The sequence below is a fragment of the Kribbella sp. NPDC048915 genome (assembly GCF_040649595.1).
Lineage (GTDB): Bacteria > Actinomycetota > Actinomycetes > Propionibacteriales > Kribbellaceae > Kribbella.
On sequence record NZ_JBEZFT010000023.1, the window covers coordinates 1 to 20,271 of the forward strand.

The 20,271-nt window shown below is 68.1% G+C and carries 19 protein-coding genes and 1 pseudogene; 6 read left to right on the forward strand and 14 right to left on the reverse strand.

What is annotated here, in order from left to right:
• Positions 1-154: 154 nt before the first annotated feature.
• Positions 155-667, reverse strand: coding sequence for a MarR family transcriptional regulator (locus AB0B82_RS14765; RefSeq protein WP_360167169.1), 513 nt, complete (start codon positions 665-667; stop codon positions 155-157).
• 67 nt (positions 668-734) lie between these two features.
• Here AB0B82_RS14765 and AB0B82_RS14770 point away from each other — a divergent pair, with 67 nt between their 5' ends.
• Positions 735-1,487: a tetratricopeptide repeat protein gene (locus tag AB0B82_RS14770; protein WP_360167172.1), complete on the forward strand. Its 753-nt coding sequence runs from the start codon at positions 735-737 to the stop codon at positions 1,485-1,487.
• Positions 1,488-1,647: 160 nt separating this feature from the next.
• Here the strand turns inward: AB0B82_RS14770 and AB0B82_RS14775 are convergent, their stop codons facing one another.
• The 8 genes from AB0B82_RS14775 to AB0B82_RS14810 form a co-directional block, all read right to left on the reverse strand.
• A complete protein-coding gene (locus AB0B82_RS14775; RefSeq protein ID WP_360167175.1) occupies positions 1,648-1,818 on the reverse strand; it encodes a hypothetical protein in 171 nt (56 codons plus the stop codon).
• Positions 1,819-1,986: 168 nt separating this feature from the next.
• A complete protein-coding gene (locus AB0B82_RS14780; RefSeq protein ID WP_360167178.1) occupies positions 1,987-2,988 on the reverse strand; it encodes a sugar phosphate isomerase/epimerase family protein in 1,002 nt (333 codons plus the stop codon).
• A 32-nt stretch (positions 2,989-3,020) separates the two neighbouring features.
• Complete coding sequence (gene xylA / locus AB0B82_RS14785) at positions 3,021-4,181, reverse strand: xylose isomerase (RefSeq protein ID WP_360167181.1); 1,161 nt, start codon at positions 4,179-4,181, stop codon at positions 3,021-3,023.
• Positions 4,178-5,341 carry a Gfo/Idh/MocA family oxidoreductase gene (locus tag AB0B82_RS14790; protein WP_360167184.1) on the reverse strand — a complete coding sequence of 388 codons (1,164 nt, stop codon included), beginning with the start codon at positions 5,339-5,341 and terminating at the stop codon, positions 4,178-4,180. Before AB0B82_RS14790 ends, xylA begins: the two co-directional genes overlap by 4 nt.
• Positions 5,342-5,354: 13 nt before the next feature.
• On the reverse strand, positions 5,355-6,395 hold the full coding sequence (locus AB0B82_RS14795) for a substrate-binding domain-containing protein (RefSeq protein ID WP_360167187.1): 1,041 nt from the start codon (positions 6,393-6,395) through the stop codon (positions 5,355-5,357).
• Positions 6,396-6,408: 13 nt separating this feature from the next.
• Entirely contained in the window at positions 6,409-7,437 is a 1,029-nt protein-coding gene (locus AB0B82_RS14800; RefSeq protein WP_360167190.1) for an ABC transporter permease, read from the reverse strand.
• On the reverse strand, positions 7,437-8,939 hold the full coding sequence (locus AB0B82_RS14805; protein ID WP_360167193.1) for a sugar ABC transporter ATP-binding protein: 1,503 nt from the start codon (positions 8,937-8,939) through the stop codon (positions 7,437-7,439). The genes AB0B82_RS14800 and AB0B82_RS14805 overlap by 1 nt, the downstream gene beginning before the upstream one ends.
• A complete protein-coding gene (locus tag AB0B82_RS14810; RefSeq protein WP_360167196.1) occupies positions 8,936-10,138 on the reverse strand; it encodes an ROK family transcriptional regulator in 1,203 nt (400 codons plus the stop codon). Before AB0B82_RS14810 ends, AB0B82_RS14805 begins: the two co-directional genes overlap by 4 nt.
• 220 nt (positions 10,139-10,358) lie before the next feature.
• Here AB0B82_RS14810 and AB0B82_RS14815 point away from each other — a divergent pair, with 220 nt between their 5' ends.
• Both AB0B82_RS14815 and AB0B82_RS14820 read left to right on the forward strand, forming a co-directional pair.
• Entirely contained in the window at positions 10,359-11,051 is a 693-nt protein-coding gene (locus AB0B82_RS14815; protein ID WP_360167199.1) for a hypothetical protein, read from the forward strand.
• Entirely contained in the window at positions 11,048-11,599 is a 552-nt protein-coding gene (locus AB0B82_RS14820; RefSeq protein WP_360167201.1) for a hypothetical protein, read from the forward strand. The genes AB0B82_RS14815 and AB0B82_RS14820 overlap by 4 nt, the downstream gene beginning before the upstream one ends.
• Here the strand turns inward: AB0B82_RS14820 and AB0B82_RS14825 are convergent.
• The 4 genes and pseudogenes from AB0B82_RS14825 to AB0B82_RS14840 all read right to left on the reverse strand — a co-directional run.
• Positions 11,596-12,309, reverse strand: coding sequence for a hypothetical protein (locus AB0B82_RS14825; RefSeq protein ID WP_360167204.1), 714 nt, complete (start codon positions 12,307-12,309; stop codon positions 11,596-11,598). The two genes, AB0B82_RS14820 and AB0B82_RS14825, sit on opposite strands and share 4 nt — an antisense overlap.
• 266 nt (positions 12,310-12,575) lie before the next feature.
• Entirely contained in the window at positions 12,576-13,922 is a 1,347-nt protein-coding gene (locus tag AB0B82_RS14830) for an amidohydrolase (protein WP_360167207.1), read from the reverse strand.
• Entirely contained in the window at positions 13,923-15,944 is a 2,022-nt protein-coding gene (locus AB0B82_RS14835) for a hypothetical protein (protein ID WP_360167210.1), read from the reverse strand.
• Positions 15,945-16,245: 301 nt separating this feature from the next.
• Positions 16,246-16,722: pseudogene (locus tag AB0B82_RS14840) on the reverse strand (transposase); the annotation flags it as partial.
• A 389-nt stretch (positions 16,723-17,111) separates the two neighbouring features.
• Here AB0B82_RS14840 and AB0B82_RS14845 point away from each other — a divergent pair.
• Positions 17,112-17,771 (forward strand): alpha-ketoglutarate-dependent dioxygenase AlkB, encoded by a 660-nt coding sequence (locus tag AB0B82_RS14845; protein WP_360167213.1) that lies wholly within the window; start codon positions 17,112-17,114, stop codon positions 17,769-17,771.
• An 8-nt stretch (positions 17,772-17,779) separates the two neighbouring features.
• On the opposite strand, the gene AB0B82_RS14850 is transcribed toward AB0B82_RS14845, so the two are convergent.
• Complete coding sequence (locus AB0B82_RS14850) at positions 17,780-18,244, reverse strand: hypothetical protein (RefSeq protein ID WP_360167216.1); 465 nt, start codon at positions 18,242-18,244, stop codon at positions 17,780-17,782.
• 121 nt (positions 18,245-18,365) lie between these two features.
• Between AB0B82_RS14850 and AB0B82_RS14855 the strand changes: the two genes are divergently transcribed.
• Positions 18,366-19,619, forward strand: a complete 1,254-nt coding sequence (locus AB0B82_RS14855) for an MFS transporter (protein ID WP_360167219.1) — start codon at positions 18,366-18,368, stop codon at positions 19,617-19,619.
• On the forward strand, positions 19,619-20,257 hold the full coding sequence (locus AB0B82_RS14860) for a pyridoxamine 5'-phosphate oxidase family protein (protein ID WP_360167222.1): 639 nt from the start codon (positions 19,619-19,621) through the stop codon (positions 20,255-20,257). The genes AB0B82_RS14855 and AB0B82_RS14860 overlap by 1 nt, the downstream gene beginning before the upstream one ends.
• Positions 20,258-20,271: the final 14 nt, after the last annotated feature.

Sequence of the window (20,271 nt, forward strand, 5' to 3'; positions counted from 1 at the left end):
GTTCACCCACGGTGTTGTGGGTTCCGCACCCTTCACACGGGTCAGGAACCCACAACACGATGGGTGAACCCACCGCGCGGGAACGTGCGCGGTGGGTTCAGCGCACGCCGACTCGCTCACCCGGACCCACCCACAGACCGGTCACAAGAGCCGGTTACCCCACCTTGCCAGCCGGGCGATCGTTCTTCTCGGTGACCAGGACGAGCCGCCGGAGCAGGTCGTCGAGCCGGGTGCGGTCGGCGGCGGGCAGGTGGTGGATCAGCTCCTTCTCGACCTTCACGATCTCGCCGATCGCCCGCTGCCACAGCTGGTTGCCCGTGGGCGTCAGCGTCGCCATGACCTTCCGACGGTCGTCGCGGTCGTGCGTCCGCTCGACGAATCCGCGCCGCTCGAGTGCGTCGATCCGGTTCGTCAGCGCGGCCGCGGACATCCCCAGCTGCTTGGCCAGCTCCCCCGGCGTCGCGCGGTACGGCGTACCGGCCCGACGCAGCATGTGCAGCGTCTTGAACTCCCACAGCTGCAGGTCGTACGTCGCCAGCACCGCCTCCCGCCGACGCTCCAGGTGGCGCGTCAGTACCTGGAGCCGCACGGCGATCCCCTCGACCTCCCGATCGAGATCGTGCTGCCCGGCCCAGAGATCGACATGCGCGTCGACGAAGTCCTTCACCCGGCAAACTTTTCAGCGAGTGAAGGTTAGTTGTCAAATATTTCGACGTCGAAATACCGTTCGCGGCATGAGCCACGTTGCCGCCGATGCCGTTGCCACTGCCGCCCTCCATCTCATGCGCGCTGGTCAGTGGGCCGCGGCCACCGAACTGTTGCAGTCCACTCACCCTGATGCTCCGGCGGAGCGCAGTACGTTGGCGCTCGCGGCGGCCGAGGTCGCGGTCGACCGGGATTTCGCTCAGCAGACCACGGACGCCCCTGCTGCCCTGGAGGCCGTCGACGCGGTCATGGAGGGGTGGGACGTCGAACTGCTCAAGTGGCGCAACGACTACGGCGTCGCGCTTTTCGGGTCTCGGGAAGGCGGTCCCGAGCTTGCGCTGCGGGCGCAGCGGCTGATCGAGCAGGCCCCGGACGACCGCCGCCTCGGCGCTGTCCACTTCTGGGCCGGCGTCCTGGCCGACAACCTCCTCGGCCGCTCCGACGAAGCGTTCATCCACTACACCACCGCGCTCGAACTCGGCGAGAAGACCGACGACCGCCTTCTCATCTCCTACGCCCTGCGCCACCTCGGCGACCATGCCCACACCGCCGGCGATCTTGAGCTCGCCCGGAAACACTGGGAGCGCTCGACCGAGCTCCGCCAGGAAGTCGGCCACCTACTGGGCGCTCTGGCGCAGCAGACCTTGCTGGCGGTCCTGCTCCGCGACGAAGCAGACGCGGCCGGCTCGAAGGCGCTCGCCACCGAAATCAACCGCTGGTCCCGCCAGATCCCCGTCCCCTCCCTCACCCACCAAACCGCCCACCTGATGGCATCAGGGTGATCGGTACGCCGAACTTCGCGGGCACGCCGGCGCTGAACGCCACGTGATCCGACGGGCTGCCTGGCGGCACGAGTCCGACGGAGACCAGCAGCTCATCGACGTCCAACGCGGTGATCGTCGCCGCGTTGAGTGTCCACGGCGGATGGTGGTTCGGCAGGTATCAGGTCGGCCCGGCCCGCTGGACGTGCAGACCCCAGCGGGCGGTCAGGAACTCGTCGAGTGGACCGGCGACCAGCCGCTGCCCCATCTCCACGCCGACGAGCGCACGAGCACCTGAGCCCTTCACCGTCGACCTGTACGTGTGGTGCGCGCCGTACCGTTCATGACTCATCCGCGCCCACCGGTACGGCAGCCCGAAAAATCCACCGCCCAATGCACGAAGGTCAGATCAACCCACCGCTGCCGCAGGATCCAGGGCCGCGGCAACACCGGTGCCTCCGGCCAACTCACGAGACCGAGCCTAGCCCCGGAGGACCTGCCTCCGGGGCCACGGCGTCTACTACGACGAGAAGGCTGCGTCGAACGACGCGGTCGGCGGGTCGAAGGCGAGCGACCGCACGAACTGCACGGCTTCGGCGGCGCCGACCAGGCGGTCCATGCCGGCGTCCTCCCACTCGACCGAGATCGGGCCGTCGTACCCGATCGAGTTCAGCATCCGGAAGCACGCCTCCCACGGGACGTCGCCGTGCCCGGTCGAGACGAAGTCCCAGCCGCGCCGCGGGTCGCCCCAGGCGAGGTGCGAGCCCATCCGGCCGTTGCGCCCGTTGCCGACCTGACGCTTCGCGTCCTTGCAGTCGACGTGGTAGATCCGGTCCTTGAAGTCCCACAGGAACCCGACCGGGTCGAGGTCCTGCCAGACGAAGTGCGACGGGTCCCAGTTCAGCCCGAACGCCTCGCGGTGCCCGATCGCCTCCAGCGTCGCCGTCGTCGACCAGTAGTCGTACGCGATCTCCGACGGATGCACCTCGTGCGCGAACTTCACGCCGACCTCGTCGAAGACGTCGAGGATCGGGTTCCACCGGTCGGCGAAGTCCCGGTACCCGGCCTCGAGCATCTCCGGCGGCACCGGCGGGAACATCGCCACGGTCTTCCAGATCGACGACCCGGTGAACCCGACCACGACGTCGACACCGAGCGCCCGGGCGGCCCGCGCGGTCGTCTTCATCTCCTCGGCGGCCCGCTGCCGCACACCTTCGGGGTCGCCGTCGCCCCAGATGTGCGCGGGCAGGATCGCCTTGTGCCGCTGGTCGATCGGGTCGTCGCAGACCGCCTGCCCGAGCAGGTGGTTGGAGATCGTCCACACCTTCAGGTTGTACTTCTCCAGGATGTCCAGCCGGTCCTGGACGTACGCCGGGTCGTCGGCGGCCCGCCGGACGTCGAGATGGTCGCCCCAGCAGGCGATCTCGAGTCCGTCGTAGCCCCACGACGACGCCAGCCGGGCGACCTCCTCGAACGGCAGGTCGGCCCACTGGCCGGTGAACAACGTGATCGGTCGAGCCATTCTGTCCTCCTCACCAGCTCCCGAATTCCGAATTACCGCACGCCGAGCAGGTGCTCCATCGCCAGCTGGTCGAGCCGCTCGAACGCCAGACCGCGCGCGCCCAGGGCGTCCGGGTCGTACGTCGCGTTGCGCAGGTCGGTCAGCGACTCGCCTTCGGCCAGGGTCGGCTCGGCCAGTTCCGCGACCCGCGCCGCGGCCAGTGCCTCGGCGACCTCCGGGTCGGCGCGGAACGCCTGCACCTTGTCGCGCAGGATCAGGTAGTTCCGCATGCAGCCGCGCGCGGTCTCCCAGACACCCTCTTCGTCCTCGGTGCGCGGCGGCTTGTAGTCGAAGTGGATGTAGCCGTCGTACGCCGGCTGGTTGCCGGAGCCCTGCAGCACGTCGACTGTCCAGAACGCCTCGCGCAGGTTGCCGGCACCGAACCGCAGGTCCTGGTCGAACCGCGGACCGTGCTGCCCGTTCAGGTCGATGTGGTACAGCTTCCCGTGCCACAGCGCCTGCGCGATGCCGTGGGCGTAGTTCAGCCCGGCCATCTGCTCGTGCCCGACCTCGGGGTTGATGCCGACCAGCTCGGGGTCGGCGAGGTCGTTGATGAACGCGATCGCGTGCCCGATCGACGGCAGCAGGATGTCGCCGCGCGGCTCGTTCGGCTTCGGCTCGAGCGCGAACCGGATGTCGTACCCCTGCTCACGCACGTACGCGCACAGCAGGTCCATCGACTCCTTGTATCGATCAAGCGCGGCACGCACATCCTTCGAGCCGCCGGACTCCGCACCTTCACGCCCGCCCCACAGCACGTACGTCGTCGCGCCCAGCTCGGCCGCGAGGTCGACGTTGCGCAGCACCTTGGCCAGCGCGTACCGGCGTACCTGACGGTCGTTGGCGGTCAGACCGCCGTCCTTGAAGACGGGGTGCGCAAACAGGTTCGTGGTCATCATCTCGACCACCATGCCGGTGTCGGCCAGGGCCTTGGTGAAGCGTTCGAGCACCTGGGCGCGGGTCGCGTCGTCCGGTACGACGTCGTCGTCGTGGAACGTGACGGCGGCGGCGCCGAGCTCGGCGAGCTTCTCGACCGCGTGCACCGGGTCCATCGCGGGGCGAACCGCCGTACCGAACACGTCGACGCCCTGCCAGCCGACGGTCCACAGCCCGAAGGAGAACTTGTCGTCCTTGGTCGGGGTGTACTTGCTCATTCCGGAATCTCCTGCCATTGGTGGGATGCCGAGCTGGCCTCGACCGCGGCCAGCACGCGCTGGACGCGGAGCCCGTCGGCGAACGACGGTTCCGGATCGGCGCCTTCGGCGATCGCGGTGACCAGGTCGACGACCTGATGGGTGAACCCGTGCTCGTAGCCGAGCAGGTGGCCGGGCGGCCACCAGGCGGCGACGTACGGGTGGGCGGGTTCGGTGGCGAGGATGCGGCGGAAGCCGGCTGTCCTCGGGTCTTCGGTGGCGTCGTAGAAGTGCAGGAGGTTCATGTCCTCGAAGTCGAACGCCAGACTGCCGAGGCTGCCGTTGATCTCGATCCGGATCGCGTTCTTGCGGCCGGTGGCGAACCGGGTCGCCTCGAACACGCCGAGCGCACCGGACCGGAAGGTCGCGAGGAACACCGCCGCGTCGTCCACGGTCACGGGTCCGCGCTCGGTGCCCGCCGTACCGGCCAGGCCCGAGTGTTCCGCGGCGACCGGGCGCTCCTTGACGAACGTTTCGAGCCGCGCACTGACCTCACCGATCGTGTCGCCGGTGATGTACTGCGTCAGGTCGATGATGTGCGCGCCGATGTCACCGAGCGCGCCCGAACCGGCCTTCTCCTTGTCCAGCCGCCACGACAGCGGCGCCTCGGGGTCGGCGATCCAGTCCTGCAGGTACTGCGCGCGGACGTGCCGGATCTGGCCGAGCTTGCCCTCGGCAACCAGCTGCCGGGCCAGGCCGATGGCCGGCACCCGGCGATAGGTGAACCCGACCATCGACCTGATCCCGTTCGCCTTGGCCGCCTCCGCCGCGGCGGTCATCGCCTCGGCCTCCTCGACGGTGTTGGCCAGCGGCTTCTCGCACAGCACGTGCTTGCCGGCCTCCAGAGCGGCGATCGCGATCTCGGCGTGGCTGTCGCCCGGTGTGCACACGTCGACCAGTTGGACGTCGTCGCGAGCGATCAGCTTGCGCCAATCGGTCTCGGTGTCCTTCCAGCGGAGCTTCGCCGCGGCCGCCGTGACGGCTTCGGCGTTGCGCCCACCGAGGACGTTCATCGCCGGCTGCAGCGGCAGGTCGAAGAAGCGCGGCGCGCTCCGCCAGGCCTGCGAATGGGCCGCACCCATGAACGCGTAGCCGATCAGGCCGATGCCCAGGTTCTCCATGGTTCTCCTTGCTCTAGCTCTCGAATGCGGTCGGCAGGTACTGGTCCACGTTGTCCTTGGTCACCACCGGCGCGTACAGCCGGACCTGCCGGGGCACCTCGACCTCCACCAGGTCGCCGAGGGCCTTCTTCTGCACCAGCAGCCGGGCCAGCCGGACGCCGTCGGCACCCTGCGTGGACGGGTAAATGACGGTGGCCCGCAGCAACGAGTTGCCGGACTTGATGTCCCGCATCACGTTGGCCGAGCCGGCGCCGCCGACCACGAAGAACTCCTTGCGGCCGGAGTTCTTGATCGCGGCCATCACGCCGACCCCCTGGTCGTCGTCGTGGTTCCAGATCGCGTCGATCTTCGGCGCGGCCTGGAGCAGGTTGGCGGCGGCCTTCTCTCCGGACTCGACGGTGAACTCGGCGGCCACCCGGTTGCTGACCGTGAGGCCGCAGTCCGCGAGCGCCTCCTTGAAGCCCCGGCTGCGGTCCTGAGTCAACGGCAGCGAGTCGATTCCGGCGATCTCGGCGATCACCGCGTCCTTCTTGCCCTTCAGCTGTTCGCAGATGTACGTGCCGGCCGACACGCCCATCCCGTGGTTGTCGCCGAGGATCGTGGTCCGGGCCGCGAACGGGCTGTCGAACTCCCGGTCCACGTTCACCACCGGGATGCCGGCCTCCATCGCCTTGATCGCGACCGGGGTGAGCGCGGCCCCGTCGAACGGCAACAGGACGATCGCGTCGACCTTCTGGTTGATGAACGTCTCGACCTGGCTGATCTGCAGGTTCACGTCGTTGGTGCCTTCGGCGACGATCAGCTCGACGTCGGAGAACTTCTTCGCCTCGGCCTGGGTGGCCTTGGTGATGGCACCCATCCAGCCGTGGTCGGCGGCCGGCGCGGAGAACCCGATCCGGACCTTCTGGCCGGGTTCGTCGTTCTTCACTCCCGCCTGCTGGGCCGGCTGGTTTCCGGAGTTCTCCTCGGCCTTCGGTGTGTTGCTCGTGCACGCGGCCAGTGCGAGCACACTGAGCCCCGCGATCACGAGTGTTCGGGCGGAACGTCTGGACATCCTTGTCCTCCTTCTATGAGCTGGTACCACGACGCGCCAGCCGTTGCTGGAGGAGGACGGCGATCACGATGATCGCGCCCTTCGCCACCGACTGGGCGGAGATGCTCAGGTTGTTGAGCGTGAAGACGTTGTTCAACGTCGTGAAGATCAGCACGCCGAACACGGTGCCGACGATCGTGCCGCGGCCACCGGACAGCAGCGTGCCGCCGATCACCACCGCAGCGATCGCATCGAGTTCGTAGAGCTGACCATGGGTGGAGCTCCCGGTGGTCGTCCGGGCCATCAGCATCACCGCGGCGATACCGCAGCACAGCCCGGCGAGCACGTACAGCGCGACCGTGTGCCGCTGGACCTTGATACCGGCGAGCCGCGCCGCCTCGGCGTTTCCGCCGACCGCGAAGGTCCGGCGGCCGAACGTGGTGCGGTTCAGCAGCACCCAGCCGGCCGCGGCCACCAGCACGAAGATCCAGACCAGCACCGGTACGCCGATCAGTGAGCCGCCGAAGAAGTCGACGAACGAGTTCACCGTGATGATCTGGGTCCTGCGCTCGGAGATGATCTCCGCCAGACCGCGGGCGGCGGCCAGCATCGCCAGGGTCGCGATGAACGGTACAACCTTGCCGTAGGCAACCAGCAGACCGTTGACCAGACCACACGCCGAGCCGACCACGAGCGCGGTGCTGACCATGAAGATCCAGTGGTAGTCGGTCGCCATTTGCTGCGTCGCGAGCGTGGTCGCCCACACCGACGCCAGCGCGACCATCGCGCCGACGCTCAGGTCGATACCGCCGCCGGTGATCACGAACGTCATCCCGACGCTCACCACGCCGATCACGGCGGCCAGCCGCAGGATGGTCAGCAGGTTCGCGCCGGTGACGAACGTGTCCCCGGCGGTGATCGCACCGACGATGCAGAGCAGCACCAGCGCGACGACCAGACCGAGGTTGCGGCCGAACCCGGTCTGCAGGATGCCGGCGGAGCGTTGGGCGGCGGGCGGAGTGACGGTTTCCTGGGTCGATGTCGTCGTGATGTCCTCACTCATCACCTGGCACTTCCTTCCATCACCAGGTCGAGAACCTGGTGCTCGTCGATGGCTTGCGCGGGTCCGGTGTGGACGGCCCGCCCCTCCCGCAGGACGACGACCCGGTCGGACAGACCGAGCACTTCTTCGACTTCGCTGGACACCAGCACGATCGCGACCCCGTTGGACGCCAGTTGCCGGATCAGCCCGTAGATCTCCGAGCGGGCGCCGACGTCGACACCTCTGGTCGGCTCGTCGAGCAGCAGCACCCGGCAGTCGCGCAGCAGCCAGCGTGCGAGTACGACCTTCTGCTGGTTGCCGCCGGACAGGTTGCGTACCGGTTGATCCACGCCGGCTGGGCGGACGTCGAGCGCTTCCGCCAGGTTGCGGGCCGCTTCCCGCTCGGCGCGGTTGTTGAGGAAACCTGTGCTGGCGAATCGGCTGAGCGTCGACACGGTGATGTTCTTGTACACCGCCTCGTCGAGCAGCAGCGCCTGGCTCTTGCGTTCCTCCGGCGCGAGCCCGACACCCGCTTTGACGGCTGCCTGGACGCGTCCGGGCGGCAGTACGACGCCGTTGACCCGGACCACTCCGGTCGCCTGGCGGCGCGCGCCGTACACGGTCTCGAGTACTTCGGAACGCCCGGATCCGACCAGTCCGGCCAGCCCGAGGACCTCCCCGGCCCGTACCTCGAAGTCGATCCCTTCGAACTCTCCGGGCCGACTCAGCCCTCGTGCCTCCAGTACGACGGGCGCGTCCTGAGTGACCTCGTTGCGTGGCGGGAAGACGTATTCGATCGACCGGCCCGTCATCAGTTGGATGAGTTCCTTGGTCGGTGTCTCACGGGCGTCCAGGCCGGTCGCGACGGTCGCGCCGTCCTTCAGGACCGTGACGCGATCGCCGATCTCGCGGATCTCCTCGAGCCGGTGCGAGATGTAAATGACGGCGACACCACGGTCCTTGAGGCCGCGGATCACCTGGAACAGGTTGCCGACCTCCTCCGGGTCGAGGACCGCGGACGGCTCGTCCATCACGATCAGCCGGGCGTCGCGGGACAGTGCGCGCGCCATACTGACGATCTGCTGCCCGGCGGCCGGCAGCGAACCGACGGTTCGGTGCACAGGGATCTCGCCGTGGCCGAGGCCTTGCAGGATCGTGCGTGCGCGGGCGTTCGCCTCGTGGATGCGGCTGAAGCCGTAGCGGGACGGTTCGTGACCGAGGAAGATGTTCTCGGCGACGCTGAGTTCGGGGACCAGGTCGAGTTCCTGGTAGATCGCGGCGATACCGCGCTGGATCGCCGCGGTGGGGCTGGTCAGGTGCACGAGTTCGTCGTTGATCCGGATCGCACCCGCGTCCGGCTGGTGGGCGCCGGTGAGAACCTTGATCAGGGTGGACTTGCCGGCGCCGTTCTGCCCGAGCAAACAGTGCACCTCGCCCGCGCGGACGTCGAGATCGACGCCGTCGAGGGCGCGGACGCCCGGGAACTCCTTCACGATTCCGGTCATCGTCAGCAGGTCGGTCATGAGGCGACTCCGATCCGGGTCGGGTCGACGAACACCTGGTCCAGCGAGATCTCCGCGCCGCCGCGGACGGCCGCCGCGAAGCCGAGCTCGGACCGGACCACGCGGCACCCGCCGCCGTCCGGGGCGATCACGTGGTCGCGGATCGCCTGCTCCAGAGGTTCTTTCAGCCACGGCCCGAGGACGGCGAAGTAGCCGCCCAGTACGAGCACGTCCGGGTTCAGGATGTTCACCAGGATCGCTCCCCCAATCCCCAGCCAGGTGCCGACGTCCTTCAGCGCGGACAGCGTCCGCTTGTCCCCCGCAAGGGCCCGCCGGGTGATCCCGGCCAGCCGTTGCTCCACGTCCAGCGACGGATCCCGGACCGGGTCGTCGCTGTCGGTTGCCTTGTGCAACAGTGCGGTCAGGCCGACAACGGTCTCCCAGCAACCGGTCCGCCCGCACCCGCAGGTCCGTCCCGGCGGGGCGATCGGCATGTGCCCGACCTCACCGCTGTAGCCGCCACCGCCGCGGAGCAGATGCCCGCCGGTCACCACGCCGCCACCGACCCCCACGGCCCCGGTCAGCAGCACGAGGTCGTGCGGCGATTCCTGCTCGGTCCTTCTGAGTTCGGCGTACGCCGCCAGTGCGGCCAGGTTGGCCTCGTTGTCCACGTGCAGCGGGTACGTCGGGTCGTTGAGGCGGGCGCGCATCTCCTGGGCAACCGACAGCTCGCCCCAGCCGAGGTTCGGCGCCAGCTTCAGCTCGCCGGTATTCGCCTGTACGAGCCCGGGTACGGCGAGCGTCACACCGGCCAGCTGGCCGTTGCGTGACTCCACCGCCGCCACGGCCTCGCTCACCAGGGCAGCCAGCCGGTCGAGCGTCGTACTCGGATCGAGGTGCGCGATGTCCTTCGGCACCCGTTTCTCGAAGACGACCTCGCCGCCGAGATCCAACGCCGCGACGGCCAGGTAGTCGACGTTGATCTCGGCGCCGACCCCGCAGATCCCGGTGCCGTCGAGTTCGACCAGCTGGCCCGGTCGGCCGAGGGCGCGGGTGGCGTCGGCGGAGCCCTCGCGGAGGAGACCGCGGTCGACGAGCTCGGCGACCAGGCTGCTGACGGTCGCCTTGTTGAGGCCGGTCTCCGCGGCGATGCGGGCCCGGGAGCGTGGACCGAGGTCGCGGACGTGCCGGAGGACGACCGAGAGGTTGTTGCGCCGCAACGAGACATGATCGGCGGCAACCCCCCGGCTCCCCGGCCGGCGACCATCGGTCAGCGACACCCGGGTACCCCCTTCCCGACTTTGTCTGTTGAACCAACAAACTAAGTGTGGGCGATGCGGTCGTCAAGAGCCTGCAACAGTCGAGTTCTTGCGGGGATTTGTCGGGTTTCATACGCTCGTTTGGCTTTCCTCCTGTCCGCCCCCACGAGGAGCCGTTGCCATGACCATTTCCCGCCGTACCTTGCTCGCCGGCGCAGCTGCTGTTGTCGGCGCCACCCAGACGCCCGCTGCTGCGGCCCCTGCCTCGGCCGTCGCCGGGAGCCCGCCGGGTGACGTGGTCGGAAAGGTGACGGTCGGCTATCAGGGCTGGTTCGCCTGCGCCGGTGACGGTGCGCCGATCAACGGGTGGTGGCACTGGAGCCGGGACTGGTCACAACCACCGTCACCGTCGAACACGGCGATCGTCAGTTGGCCCGACGTCCGCGATTTCACGTCGACGTACCAGACGGCGTACGGGAACCTCGGGAACGGGCAGCCGGCTCGGGTGTTCTCGTCGTACGACCAGCAGACCGTCAACACGCACTTCGCGTGGATGCAGCAGCACGGGTGTGACACGGTCGCGCTGCAGCGGTTCAATCCGACCGGCGGCGAGGGTCCGACGCGCGACGCGATGGCCGTGAAGGTACGGCAGGCCGCGGAACAGTACGGCCGGAAGTTCTACATCATGTACGACGCGACCGCCTGGACGTCGATGCAGTCGGAGCTGAAGGCGGACTGGACGGCGAAGATGAGCGTTACCCGTCATCACCGGCGTACGCGCGGCAGAACGGCAAACCCGTCGTCTGCATCTGGGGCTTCGGGTTCAACGAGGCGAACAAGGCGTGGCCGGCCGACGTGTGCCTGGACGTCGTGAACTGGTTCAAGGCGCAGGGCTGCTACGTCATCGGCGGCGTACCGACACACTGGCGACCGGGCAACGAGGACTCACGGCCCGGGTACTCGGCGGTGTATCACGCGTTCAACATGCTGTCGCCGTGGATGGTCGGCCGGATCAGCGACCTCGCGGGCGCCGATCACTACTACAACAACGTCAACCAGCAGGACCAGGCCGAGTGCGATGCCTTGGGGATCGACTACCAGCCGTGCGTCATTCCCGGCGATCTGCAGTCCGGGCATCGTCACCACGGGGAGCTGATGTGGCGGCAGTTCTACAACCTCACACGGGTCGGGGTGCAAGGGCTGTACATCTCGATGTTCGACGAGTTCAACGAGGGCAACCAGATCGCGAAGACCGCCGAGACGGGGGCGTGGGTACCTGCCGGGTCGGGCATCCGGGCGCTCGACGAGGACGGTACGGCGTGTTCGGCCGACTACTACCTCCGGCTGACCCACGACGGCGGGCGGATGTTCAAGGGCTTGGCGCCGGTGACATCCGTCCGTCCTACTCCCCCGGTGGTTTAGAACAGCTCCATACTGTCGGCGGTGGCCGTGATGACCGGGTTGTCGAAGTACAGCCGGCAGGCGATGGCGTGGCCGGTGCAGGTGAGCAGCGCCGGGCCGGCCGCGTCGACGACCCGGTACGCGACCGGGTGCTCGCAGCGCTCCACCTCGCCGACGTTCTCCCGGCCGCAGCCGAGGACGTGGCAGGTGACGGCGTCACCGACGTTCATCAGCGTCAGGCCGTGCTCGGGGCAGACCCCCCAGCCGACGCCACAGGTCTGGCCTTCGTTCGCGGCGAGGCGGACCAGCTTGCCGGCCGTCACCTCGAGCTTGCTCGCCAGATCGCGGAAGGTCGTCGCGGCCTGGTCCAGCTCGCGCCGGAACCTGCGCAGCTCGACCGACTCGGGCATGTTCTGCGTCGCCGCGTGCAGATCCTCGGCGAGCGTCATCGCCGCTACCGCGATCTCGTCCACCCGAACAGGCGTGTTGAACTGGCGCAGCGTCGTACTGGGCGCCTCGCGTGGGCGGTCACGGACCTCCGCGAGCCAGGTCGGCTCACCCGGCTGATCGTTTGGCTTGTCCAGCTGGATCTCGCCGACCGGCCGACCGGCTTGCCACTCCGAGGGCGGATCCGGGTCAGGCGTCGGTTGCGGAACGTGACCGTTGATGCCGTTTGCTGTGGAGCTCCCGTTGATCGGGAGCCGGCTATCCTGCGCTGTCCGCCCGTTCATACAGCCTCACTCGTCCCAGTCCCCTGTGGTGCCTCGGTGGCCGATCGTGCCATGTGTCCGGTACCCAGGACCAGAGGAAAACTGACGGCGTCACCCACCGCTCCCCCACCTTTGCAGACAGCAACTAACAACCCCCGGCAGGACTAGGTTCCCCCGGCTGCGGGCCACCGAATCACACTGGTCGGGTTACTCAACGCGATCTTTGCATTTCGACACGGCGCGTCATCGGGCTGTCGCTGTCGGGCGTGGATCTGCTGTGAGTCTGATCACGGTGCGTAGTTCTGGACGGCACCTCCTCGGGACAGGTCGACGAGGGTGTGCGCCAGGGCCTGCGCGTCGGCGAGGACCTCGTCGAGGTTCATCTTGGTGAGTTCGCGGTCGCGGACGACGACCTGGCCGGCCACGAGGACGGTGACGACGTCGGAGGCTCTCGCGGAGTAGACGAGCACTGCCTTGGGGTTGTGCACCGGCTGATGGTGGAGCGCGCTCAGGTCGACCAGGACGATGTCGGCTTGACGGCCCGGCTCGAGCACGCCGATCTCGTCGGGTAGACCGGCTGCTGCCGCGCTGCCCCGGGTCGCCAGGCGGAGGGTGTCGTCGAGGGTCATCCAGGTGGCGTCATTCTCGCGTTGCTTTTGGGTGAGGGCGACCATGCGGAGCGCTTCCCAGACGTCGAGCGTGTTGTGGACGGCGGCTCCGTCCGTACCGACGCCGACCTCGACGCCCGCTGCACGCAGTCCCCTGATCGGGGTGACTTCGCCCATCGCGAGTTTGAGGTACACCTTCGGACAGGACGCGACCGTCGTCCTCGGGTACCGCTGGAGGATCGGGAGGTCCTCGGGTCGGATGCCGCAACCGTGCGCGATGAGCGCGCCCGCATCGAGCACACCGGTGCGCTCGAGGACCTGGATCGGCGTGACCCTGTGCTTGTCGATGGACGCTTGGGTCTGGTCGTCGGTCTCCGCGGCGTGCAGGTGGATCCTCAACTGGTTCGTTCTGCCGAAGTCCGCCGCACGTCGGAGGTCTTCGTCGGTCACCGTGTACGTCGCGTGCGGTCCGAGGCTCGCGGTGATGCGCGGATGCCTGCCCGCGAGCTCACGGGTCTGCTCGAACGCGGCGTCGATCGCGTCCGCGCCCGCCGACGAGAAGAACGTCGGCGCCAGGTCCGCCCGGATCCCCGACTCGATCACCGCCTCCGCGATCTGGTCGGCGTGAAAGTAGTGGTCGACGAACGTGGTCACTCCCGCCAGCAACATCTCCGCACACGCCAACCTCGCACCCACGCGCACGCGCTCCGGCGTCAGATTCACCTCCATCGGCCAGATCCGTTGGTTGAACCAATCCTCAATCGCCAGATCCTCAGCCGCACCCCGCATCATCACCATCGGACTGTGCGTATGCGAATTCACCAACCCAGGAACCGCCACCAACCCGGTCCCATCAACAACCTCGACCCCCACACCCCCAAAGTCCCCTGCACCGCGGCTTGCGCTGGGCACGACCGCGACGATGCGGCCGTTCTCGACGAGGATGTCGCGCGCATCATCGACGCGGCACTCCCCGTGCTCGGGTACAACCAGCACCGACACGTTCCGGATCACGACGCGCGACATTCATCCTCCAGGCAGCCCGGCTCGTCGGATGACCGCAGTCTTGTCCACGGAAGGGTCCACCCCGTATGTGCCGTCCGGCCCGACGCGGAACCTGAACCCATGCGGCGTACCCCATTCCAGCGTCTTGAAGTCGATCCGGTGCACCGACCATCCACGGGCATGCGTCTTCACCCGATGACCGAACCTGCCCAACGGCGCGAGATTGCCCGTACTGGTTTGGCCTGCCGGCCCGAGCGGGTCGTACGGCTCGATGTGATCGAGGTCGATGGTGTCACTGCTCTCGCGCGTGCCGTACGGGAAGAGCTCGACCGGGTGCATCAGGCGCACACGCTCGCGGATCCGGGTGGGAATCTCGTACGCGTCGACGCTCACCGCGTCGTTGAGATCGATCACCGGCTTCACCACGTACGGTCCGTACCCGATGAGCTCGGCCAGCTGTCCGGCCAGCAGCGGACCGATCCCCTCGGCACGCACCACGCCGGTGCCGGTGGCAAGAGTTCGATCGGTGAGGTGTACGACCACGTCGGTCCGTCGCGGGCACACCTGTCCCTTGGGTCGCTCGACACCGCTCCTTGAGGGGTTGGCATAGGCGTCCTGTCTGATCTGCGCCAACCGTGTATGGAGCGCCTTCAGCGCAGCGGCATCCATCGGCCGCTCCTCGTCGGTCTGAGGATGCGGATCGGGTGAGAAGTCGTCGAACCGATCGACGAGTATGTCGGGATCGTGCGGCGCGGACGCCTCCAGCCACGGATCTTCCGGCGGACCAACAGGTTCATGTGGGTCCGACTGCAGCAGGTCCTCCTCAACCGAGTCGCCGCGCCCGGAATGACCAGGCGCCTTCGCCTTGGTGGCCGCACACGAATCCTGCCCCGCGGCTGCGCCCGCTGTACCCGCCGTGCCCGCTGTGCCCGCTGCACCCGCTGCACCCGCTGCACCGACTGCATTCGCGAATCTCGCCGCACTCGCCTCGCTCGCCGCACTCGGCATGCCCGGCGACGTGCGCGGCGACGCGCCCGCGCGCGACGCCTCGGCCATGCCATCGGCGCTGCCCGCGCACCCCGTCGCGGCCGCGCTTGCGTCGCTCGCCGCGCCGGCTGCGGTTGCAGTCCGGGTCGCGTCACTCGTGCTCGCCGGACTGGGTGTGCTCGCGGGGTTGGCCGTGTTCTCCGGGCTGGTCCTCGTCCTACCCGTGCTGTCTGCGGCTGCATTGGCCTTGGTCGCCGGCCTTGACGTGTTGGTGGGGCCGGCGAGTTGGGCTCGGGTGAGGAGCTCTTGTGTGAAGGTGGGATCGGCGATGATGCCGATCGCCTCGGCGCGGCGGTGCTGAACCGAGCGCCTGTCGCCGAACGTTTGGAGCGCGTCCGCGATCGCAGAAATCGTGGCGTTGTGACGGTTGACTGCGGACGCGGCGGCCTTCACATACATGGTCTTGGTGCCATGGTCGTCGGCGCGGCCAATGAAGACGCCTCGCTCCTTGGTCGCCTCAGCGGCTTCTTCCTCGGCCAGTTCGGCGTCGGCGTACTTCTTTGCGGCGGCGACGATCTTGTCGAGGCGGTACGGCGAGATCGTATCGACGAGCGGCGCTACTCGACGGTCGACGTACGCGGCGGCCACATGGCACAGCTTCACGCACGACCGTACGATCTGGCAGGCCTTCCACGGGGTTGCTTCACCGGTCTGGATGCGTTCCCAGATCTGCGGGAAGCGGTGGCGCAGGGCTAGGCCGTCGGCGAGGATCTGACGTCCAACGCCTGGCGAAACTCCAAGCACCACGGCGAATTCGGCGATGGCGAACTCGGCGATCTCGGGGCAGCCCTCGCCTCCTAGCACGACTGCTCGCTCTCTACCGTCGTACGCGCGCTGAGCTGACTTGAGGCCGTGCGCCGCCGGAGCGGTGCGGTCGGCGAAGATCTGAGCGCACTCAAGCACGCGCGCATCAGCCCGGCCGGCGATGGCGCGACACTCCGCCGCAGCCTCCAGGAGGTCGCGCGTCGGGAGCTCGCTGAGATCATTTTCGAACATGCATTCGAGTCTACGGCATCAGCGGCCAGCGCCCAAGTCCGCTGACAAACAAAATCCCTTGCACATAAGACGAATCATCTTCACCCCAGGAATGGCGGTAGCCGGCGGAAGATTGGTCGCTGCGGGCGTTCGCCGGCCCAGGTGGGAACGGTCGTGCGCTGCGGCAGGGTCACGCGGCCACGGAGTCGACCGGCAGCGCCCGCATACGTGAGGCGATTGCAGCACGTGACTTGGCGGGCGTACACATGATGCGCGAGGTAAAACCGCGAGCGACCGGCTCCTGCGACCGGCGCCGGTGGTCAACACGGGCCTTGCAGTACGTCGCGTCCAAGAACACATAGCGGAACGGCTGGTCGGCCAACGACCTATCCCGGAACGCGGCGACCTCGACGTCGAGCTCGGCACAGATCCGACTGACTTCAGACTTCGAGATTTCGCTGTCGGCGCCCAAGGCTTTGACCAGGTCGTCGACCTTCCTCGTGGAGGTGCCGTGCAGGTAGGCCTCCATGATCACCGCGAACAGCGACTGATCCACCCGCCGGCGGCGCTCCAGCAACGCCGCTAAGACCGACCCGTGCGCAGCTTCGGGATCCGTAACTCCAGTTTCCCGGCCGTGGTCGTGAGCGTCCTGAATCGGTGCCCGCTGCGCGGTCCGCTCCAGCGACCGTTCGTGCGGGGCAGCGCCGATCACCGCTGCCAGCTCGGCCTCGATCAACGCCTGGTAGATCGTCGTCGCGGCCTGCCGAACTTGTTCTTCGACATCACCACACTTGAGCATCTCGGGCACCTCGAGCAGGGCAGACTGATCCAGAGCCATCGTGTGAAATGCCCTTTCGCGAGAACCGTTGGCGTGCTCTCGCCGACCTTCACACGGCGGCCTCCTCACCGGTTCCGCCGCAGGCACCCTGGACCGCATCGATCGACGGCGGGTGGATTGGGCTGGGCCCCGGCGGTGTTGCTGCGGAAGGTACGACGAATGCGGCGCGGCCGGCACGGCAGGTGGGCAGGTGGGCAGGTGGGCAGGAATGAGTGGGCGTGCGGGGGAACAGCGTCCAGCGACGCAGACTGACGGCGGCGCGGTTCGGAAGGGTCAGTGGCACTGAGGGCGGGGCGAACAGATGGCTGAACCAGGGGAACAGGTGTTCGAGTTTCGGGTATGGTGGGGAGATGGGTGCTCTTCAGGGCTCGTTGCTGGATGCGTTTGCGGATCCTGGGTTGGGGTCCTTGGACGGGGTTGCGCGCACCGAGTTGTCGCGCGGCGCTTGGATTGATGTGCTGCCGGGGTGGTTGACGGGGGCGGATCAGGTGTTCGAGCGGCTGGCTCGGGAGGTGCCTTGGCAGGCGGAGCGGCGGCAGATGTACGACCGAGTGGTGGACGTTCCCCGGTTGCTGTGTTTCTACGGGGAGAACGCCGAGCTGCCGTTGCCGATCCTGGACGAGGCGCGAGATGCGTTGAGTGGGCATTACGGGGACGAGTTGGGTGAGCCGTTCCGTACGGCGGGGTTGTGTTTCTACCGGGACGGGCGGGACAGCGTGGCCTGGCACGGGGATCGGATCGGGCGCGGGGATCGTGAGGACACGATGGTCGCGATTCTGTCGGTCGGTGAGCCTCGGGTGCTTGCGTTGCGACCACGGCCGGGCGGTCAGAGCGGACAGAGCGGTCAGAGCGGGCAGGTGGGCTCGACGGTGCGGTATCCGTTGGGGCACGGGGATCTGATCGTCATGGGTGGTTCGTGCCAGCGGACGTGGGAGCACGCGATTCCGAAGGCGTCGGGCCGGGTGGGACCGCGGATCAGTATTCAGTTCCGGCCGCGCGGAGTGCGGTAGTTCGACACTTACGCGGCTGTGGAGACGAACTCGTCGGGGCGGTAAATACCATCCTTGGAGGCGACATAGAAGCCCAGAAGCCGAACGCCGGCCGCTCGGCAGATGGTGGCGGCGGCTGACGCCCATTGGGTGTCCAGGTCGGGAAGATGGCGGGGGCCGGGGCGGCCCAGGGCCAGGACGAGCGATGTTCCGGGAGCCGTGTGGACGGCCGGGATGATCGGATGCATGGCCTTCTCGCAGAGCTGGGCAGGGGTCCAGCCGGGTCTCGGGTTGTGAGCGGTCGGCAGGCAGTCGGGAGGCAACTCGATGACGACGGTGGCTCGGTAGCGGTCGTCGGGGTCGCAGATCAGCACGGTGAACGTGCCCCGGCGGCGGTCGCCGAGGCTCACCATCAAGTCGATGGCGTCGGCGGTGACCTCGGGATCGGTGAGTGGATGGTCGGCCCAGTTGGAGGCGAGATGTTCGAAGCTCATACCTGAAAAGATGCCGCGTTCCGGACCCCCGATCCGAGTTGTCCACAGGGCAAAGTGGCCCAAGTTCTCTCCCGCGAAATGGATCTGCACCGTGGGCCGCTCCGCTCCTAGGCTCACAGGCATGAGATTCGGGCAGATGCTTCCCCCGGCCGGAGCGCCGCGGGACTTGGCGATGGCGCAGTTGGCCAGTTCGGTCGGCGACGGGGCGTTCGTCGTCACCTCGGCGTTGTTCTTCACGCGGGTCGTCGGCCTCTCCACCGCCCAGGTCGGGCTGGGCCTGACGATCGCTTGGCTGGTCGGGTTCCTCGCGGGCGTCCCGCTGGGCAACTTCGCGGATCGCCGCGGAGCGCGCGGTACGGCGGTCCTGCTGGCCCTGACCACCGCCGCCGCGGTCGCCAGCTTCCTGGCGGTCCGGAGCTTCACAGGCTTCCTCGCCGCCGCACTGGTCTACGCCTGCAGCCAGACCGGCCTCACCGCAGCGCGACAGGCGCTGCTCGCCGGCCTCGTCGCCCCCGCCGAGCGGACCAGGATCCGCGCCTTCCTCCAGTCCACAGCCAACGCAGGACTCGCGCTCGGCGCGCTCCTCGGCGGCGTCGCGCTCCGGTTCGACAGCGAAACGGCGTACCTGGTCGTGTTCGCGGTCGATGCCCTCAGCTTCCTGATCGCCGCAAGGCTGCTCCACAGGGTCCCGGCGATCGCCACCACCCGCCGTACTGCGGGCGAACCGCGGCTGGCCGTGCTGCATGATCGCCCGTACGCCGTCCTGGCGCTGATCAACGCGGTAATGCTGCTGTTCATGCCGCTCATCAGCCTGATCGGCCCGCTCTGGATCGTCACCCGCACCAACGCACCCAGCTGGGTCGTCGCCTCGTTGATGATCGTCAACACCATCGGCGTCACGTTCTTCCAGGTCCGCGTCGCGAAGGGCGTCAAGGATCTGCGCACCGCCGCACGATCCGTCCGGTACGCCGGGATCGCGATGCTCGCCGCCTGCGCCGTGTTCGCAACCACCGCAGCACCAGGCCTGAGCGCTGCGGTCACCACAGCAGTGCTGATCCTCGCCGCAGCGCTCCTCACCTTCGGCGAGATGAAACTGGCGTCCGGCGCTTGGGAAATCAGCTTCGGATTGGCTCCCGCCGACAAGCAGGGCCAGTACCAGGGCTTCTTCGGTACCGGCCCCGCGATCGCGCGCATGCTGGGCCCGGCGATGCTCACGACGGTCGTCCTCGGCTGGGGTCCGATCGGCTGGCTGGTGGTCGGTGCACTGTTCCTGGGGACCAGTTGCGCGACTGGTCCCGCCGTACGATGGGCTGCGCGGACAAGGGCCGTCAACGAGGACACCCTGCCGTCGCTGGTAGAGGAGGGCGTCGCCTGATGGAAATTCCCGGACTGGTCGAGGTCACGACGTACGACGAACTGCGCGAGATCGTCCCGCAGCCGCTGGCCGCGGCGGCCGGCAAGGAGCGCAAGGAGCTGCACGACCTGGATCGTGACTGGCTCGCCGCCTCGCCGTTCTGCCTGATCGCCACGTCCGCGGCCGACGGCACCTGCGACGTCTCCCCCAAGGGCGACCCGGCCGGGTTCACCAAGGTGCTGGATTCCACCACGATCGCGATCCCGGAGCGGGCCGGCAACCGGCGCGTCGACGGGTTCGCGAACATCCTGTCCAACCCGCACGTCGGGCTGATCTACTTCCTGCCAGGCCGCGGCGACACGCTGCGGATCAACGGCCGCGCCCGGATCGTCCGCGAGGCGCCGTTCTTCGACGACATGATCGTCAAGGGCAACCGTCCGCAGCTCGCACTGCTGGTCGAGATCGAGGAGATCTTCCACCACTGCTCGAAGGCGTTCCTGCGCTCGCAGCTCTGGAAGCCCGAGACCTGGAACCCCGAGGCCGTCGCCAAGCGGGCCACGATCGCCAAGGCGCTGGAGCGGCCGAACGACGACCTCGCGACGCTCGAGGACTACTACGGCCCGGCGTACGAGGAAAAGATCTACAAGGTCAAGTACTGAACTACCGCACAGGG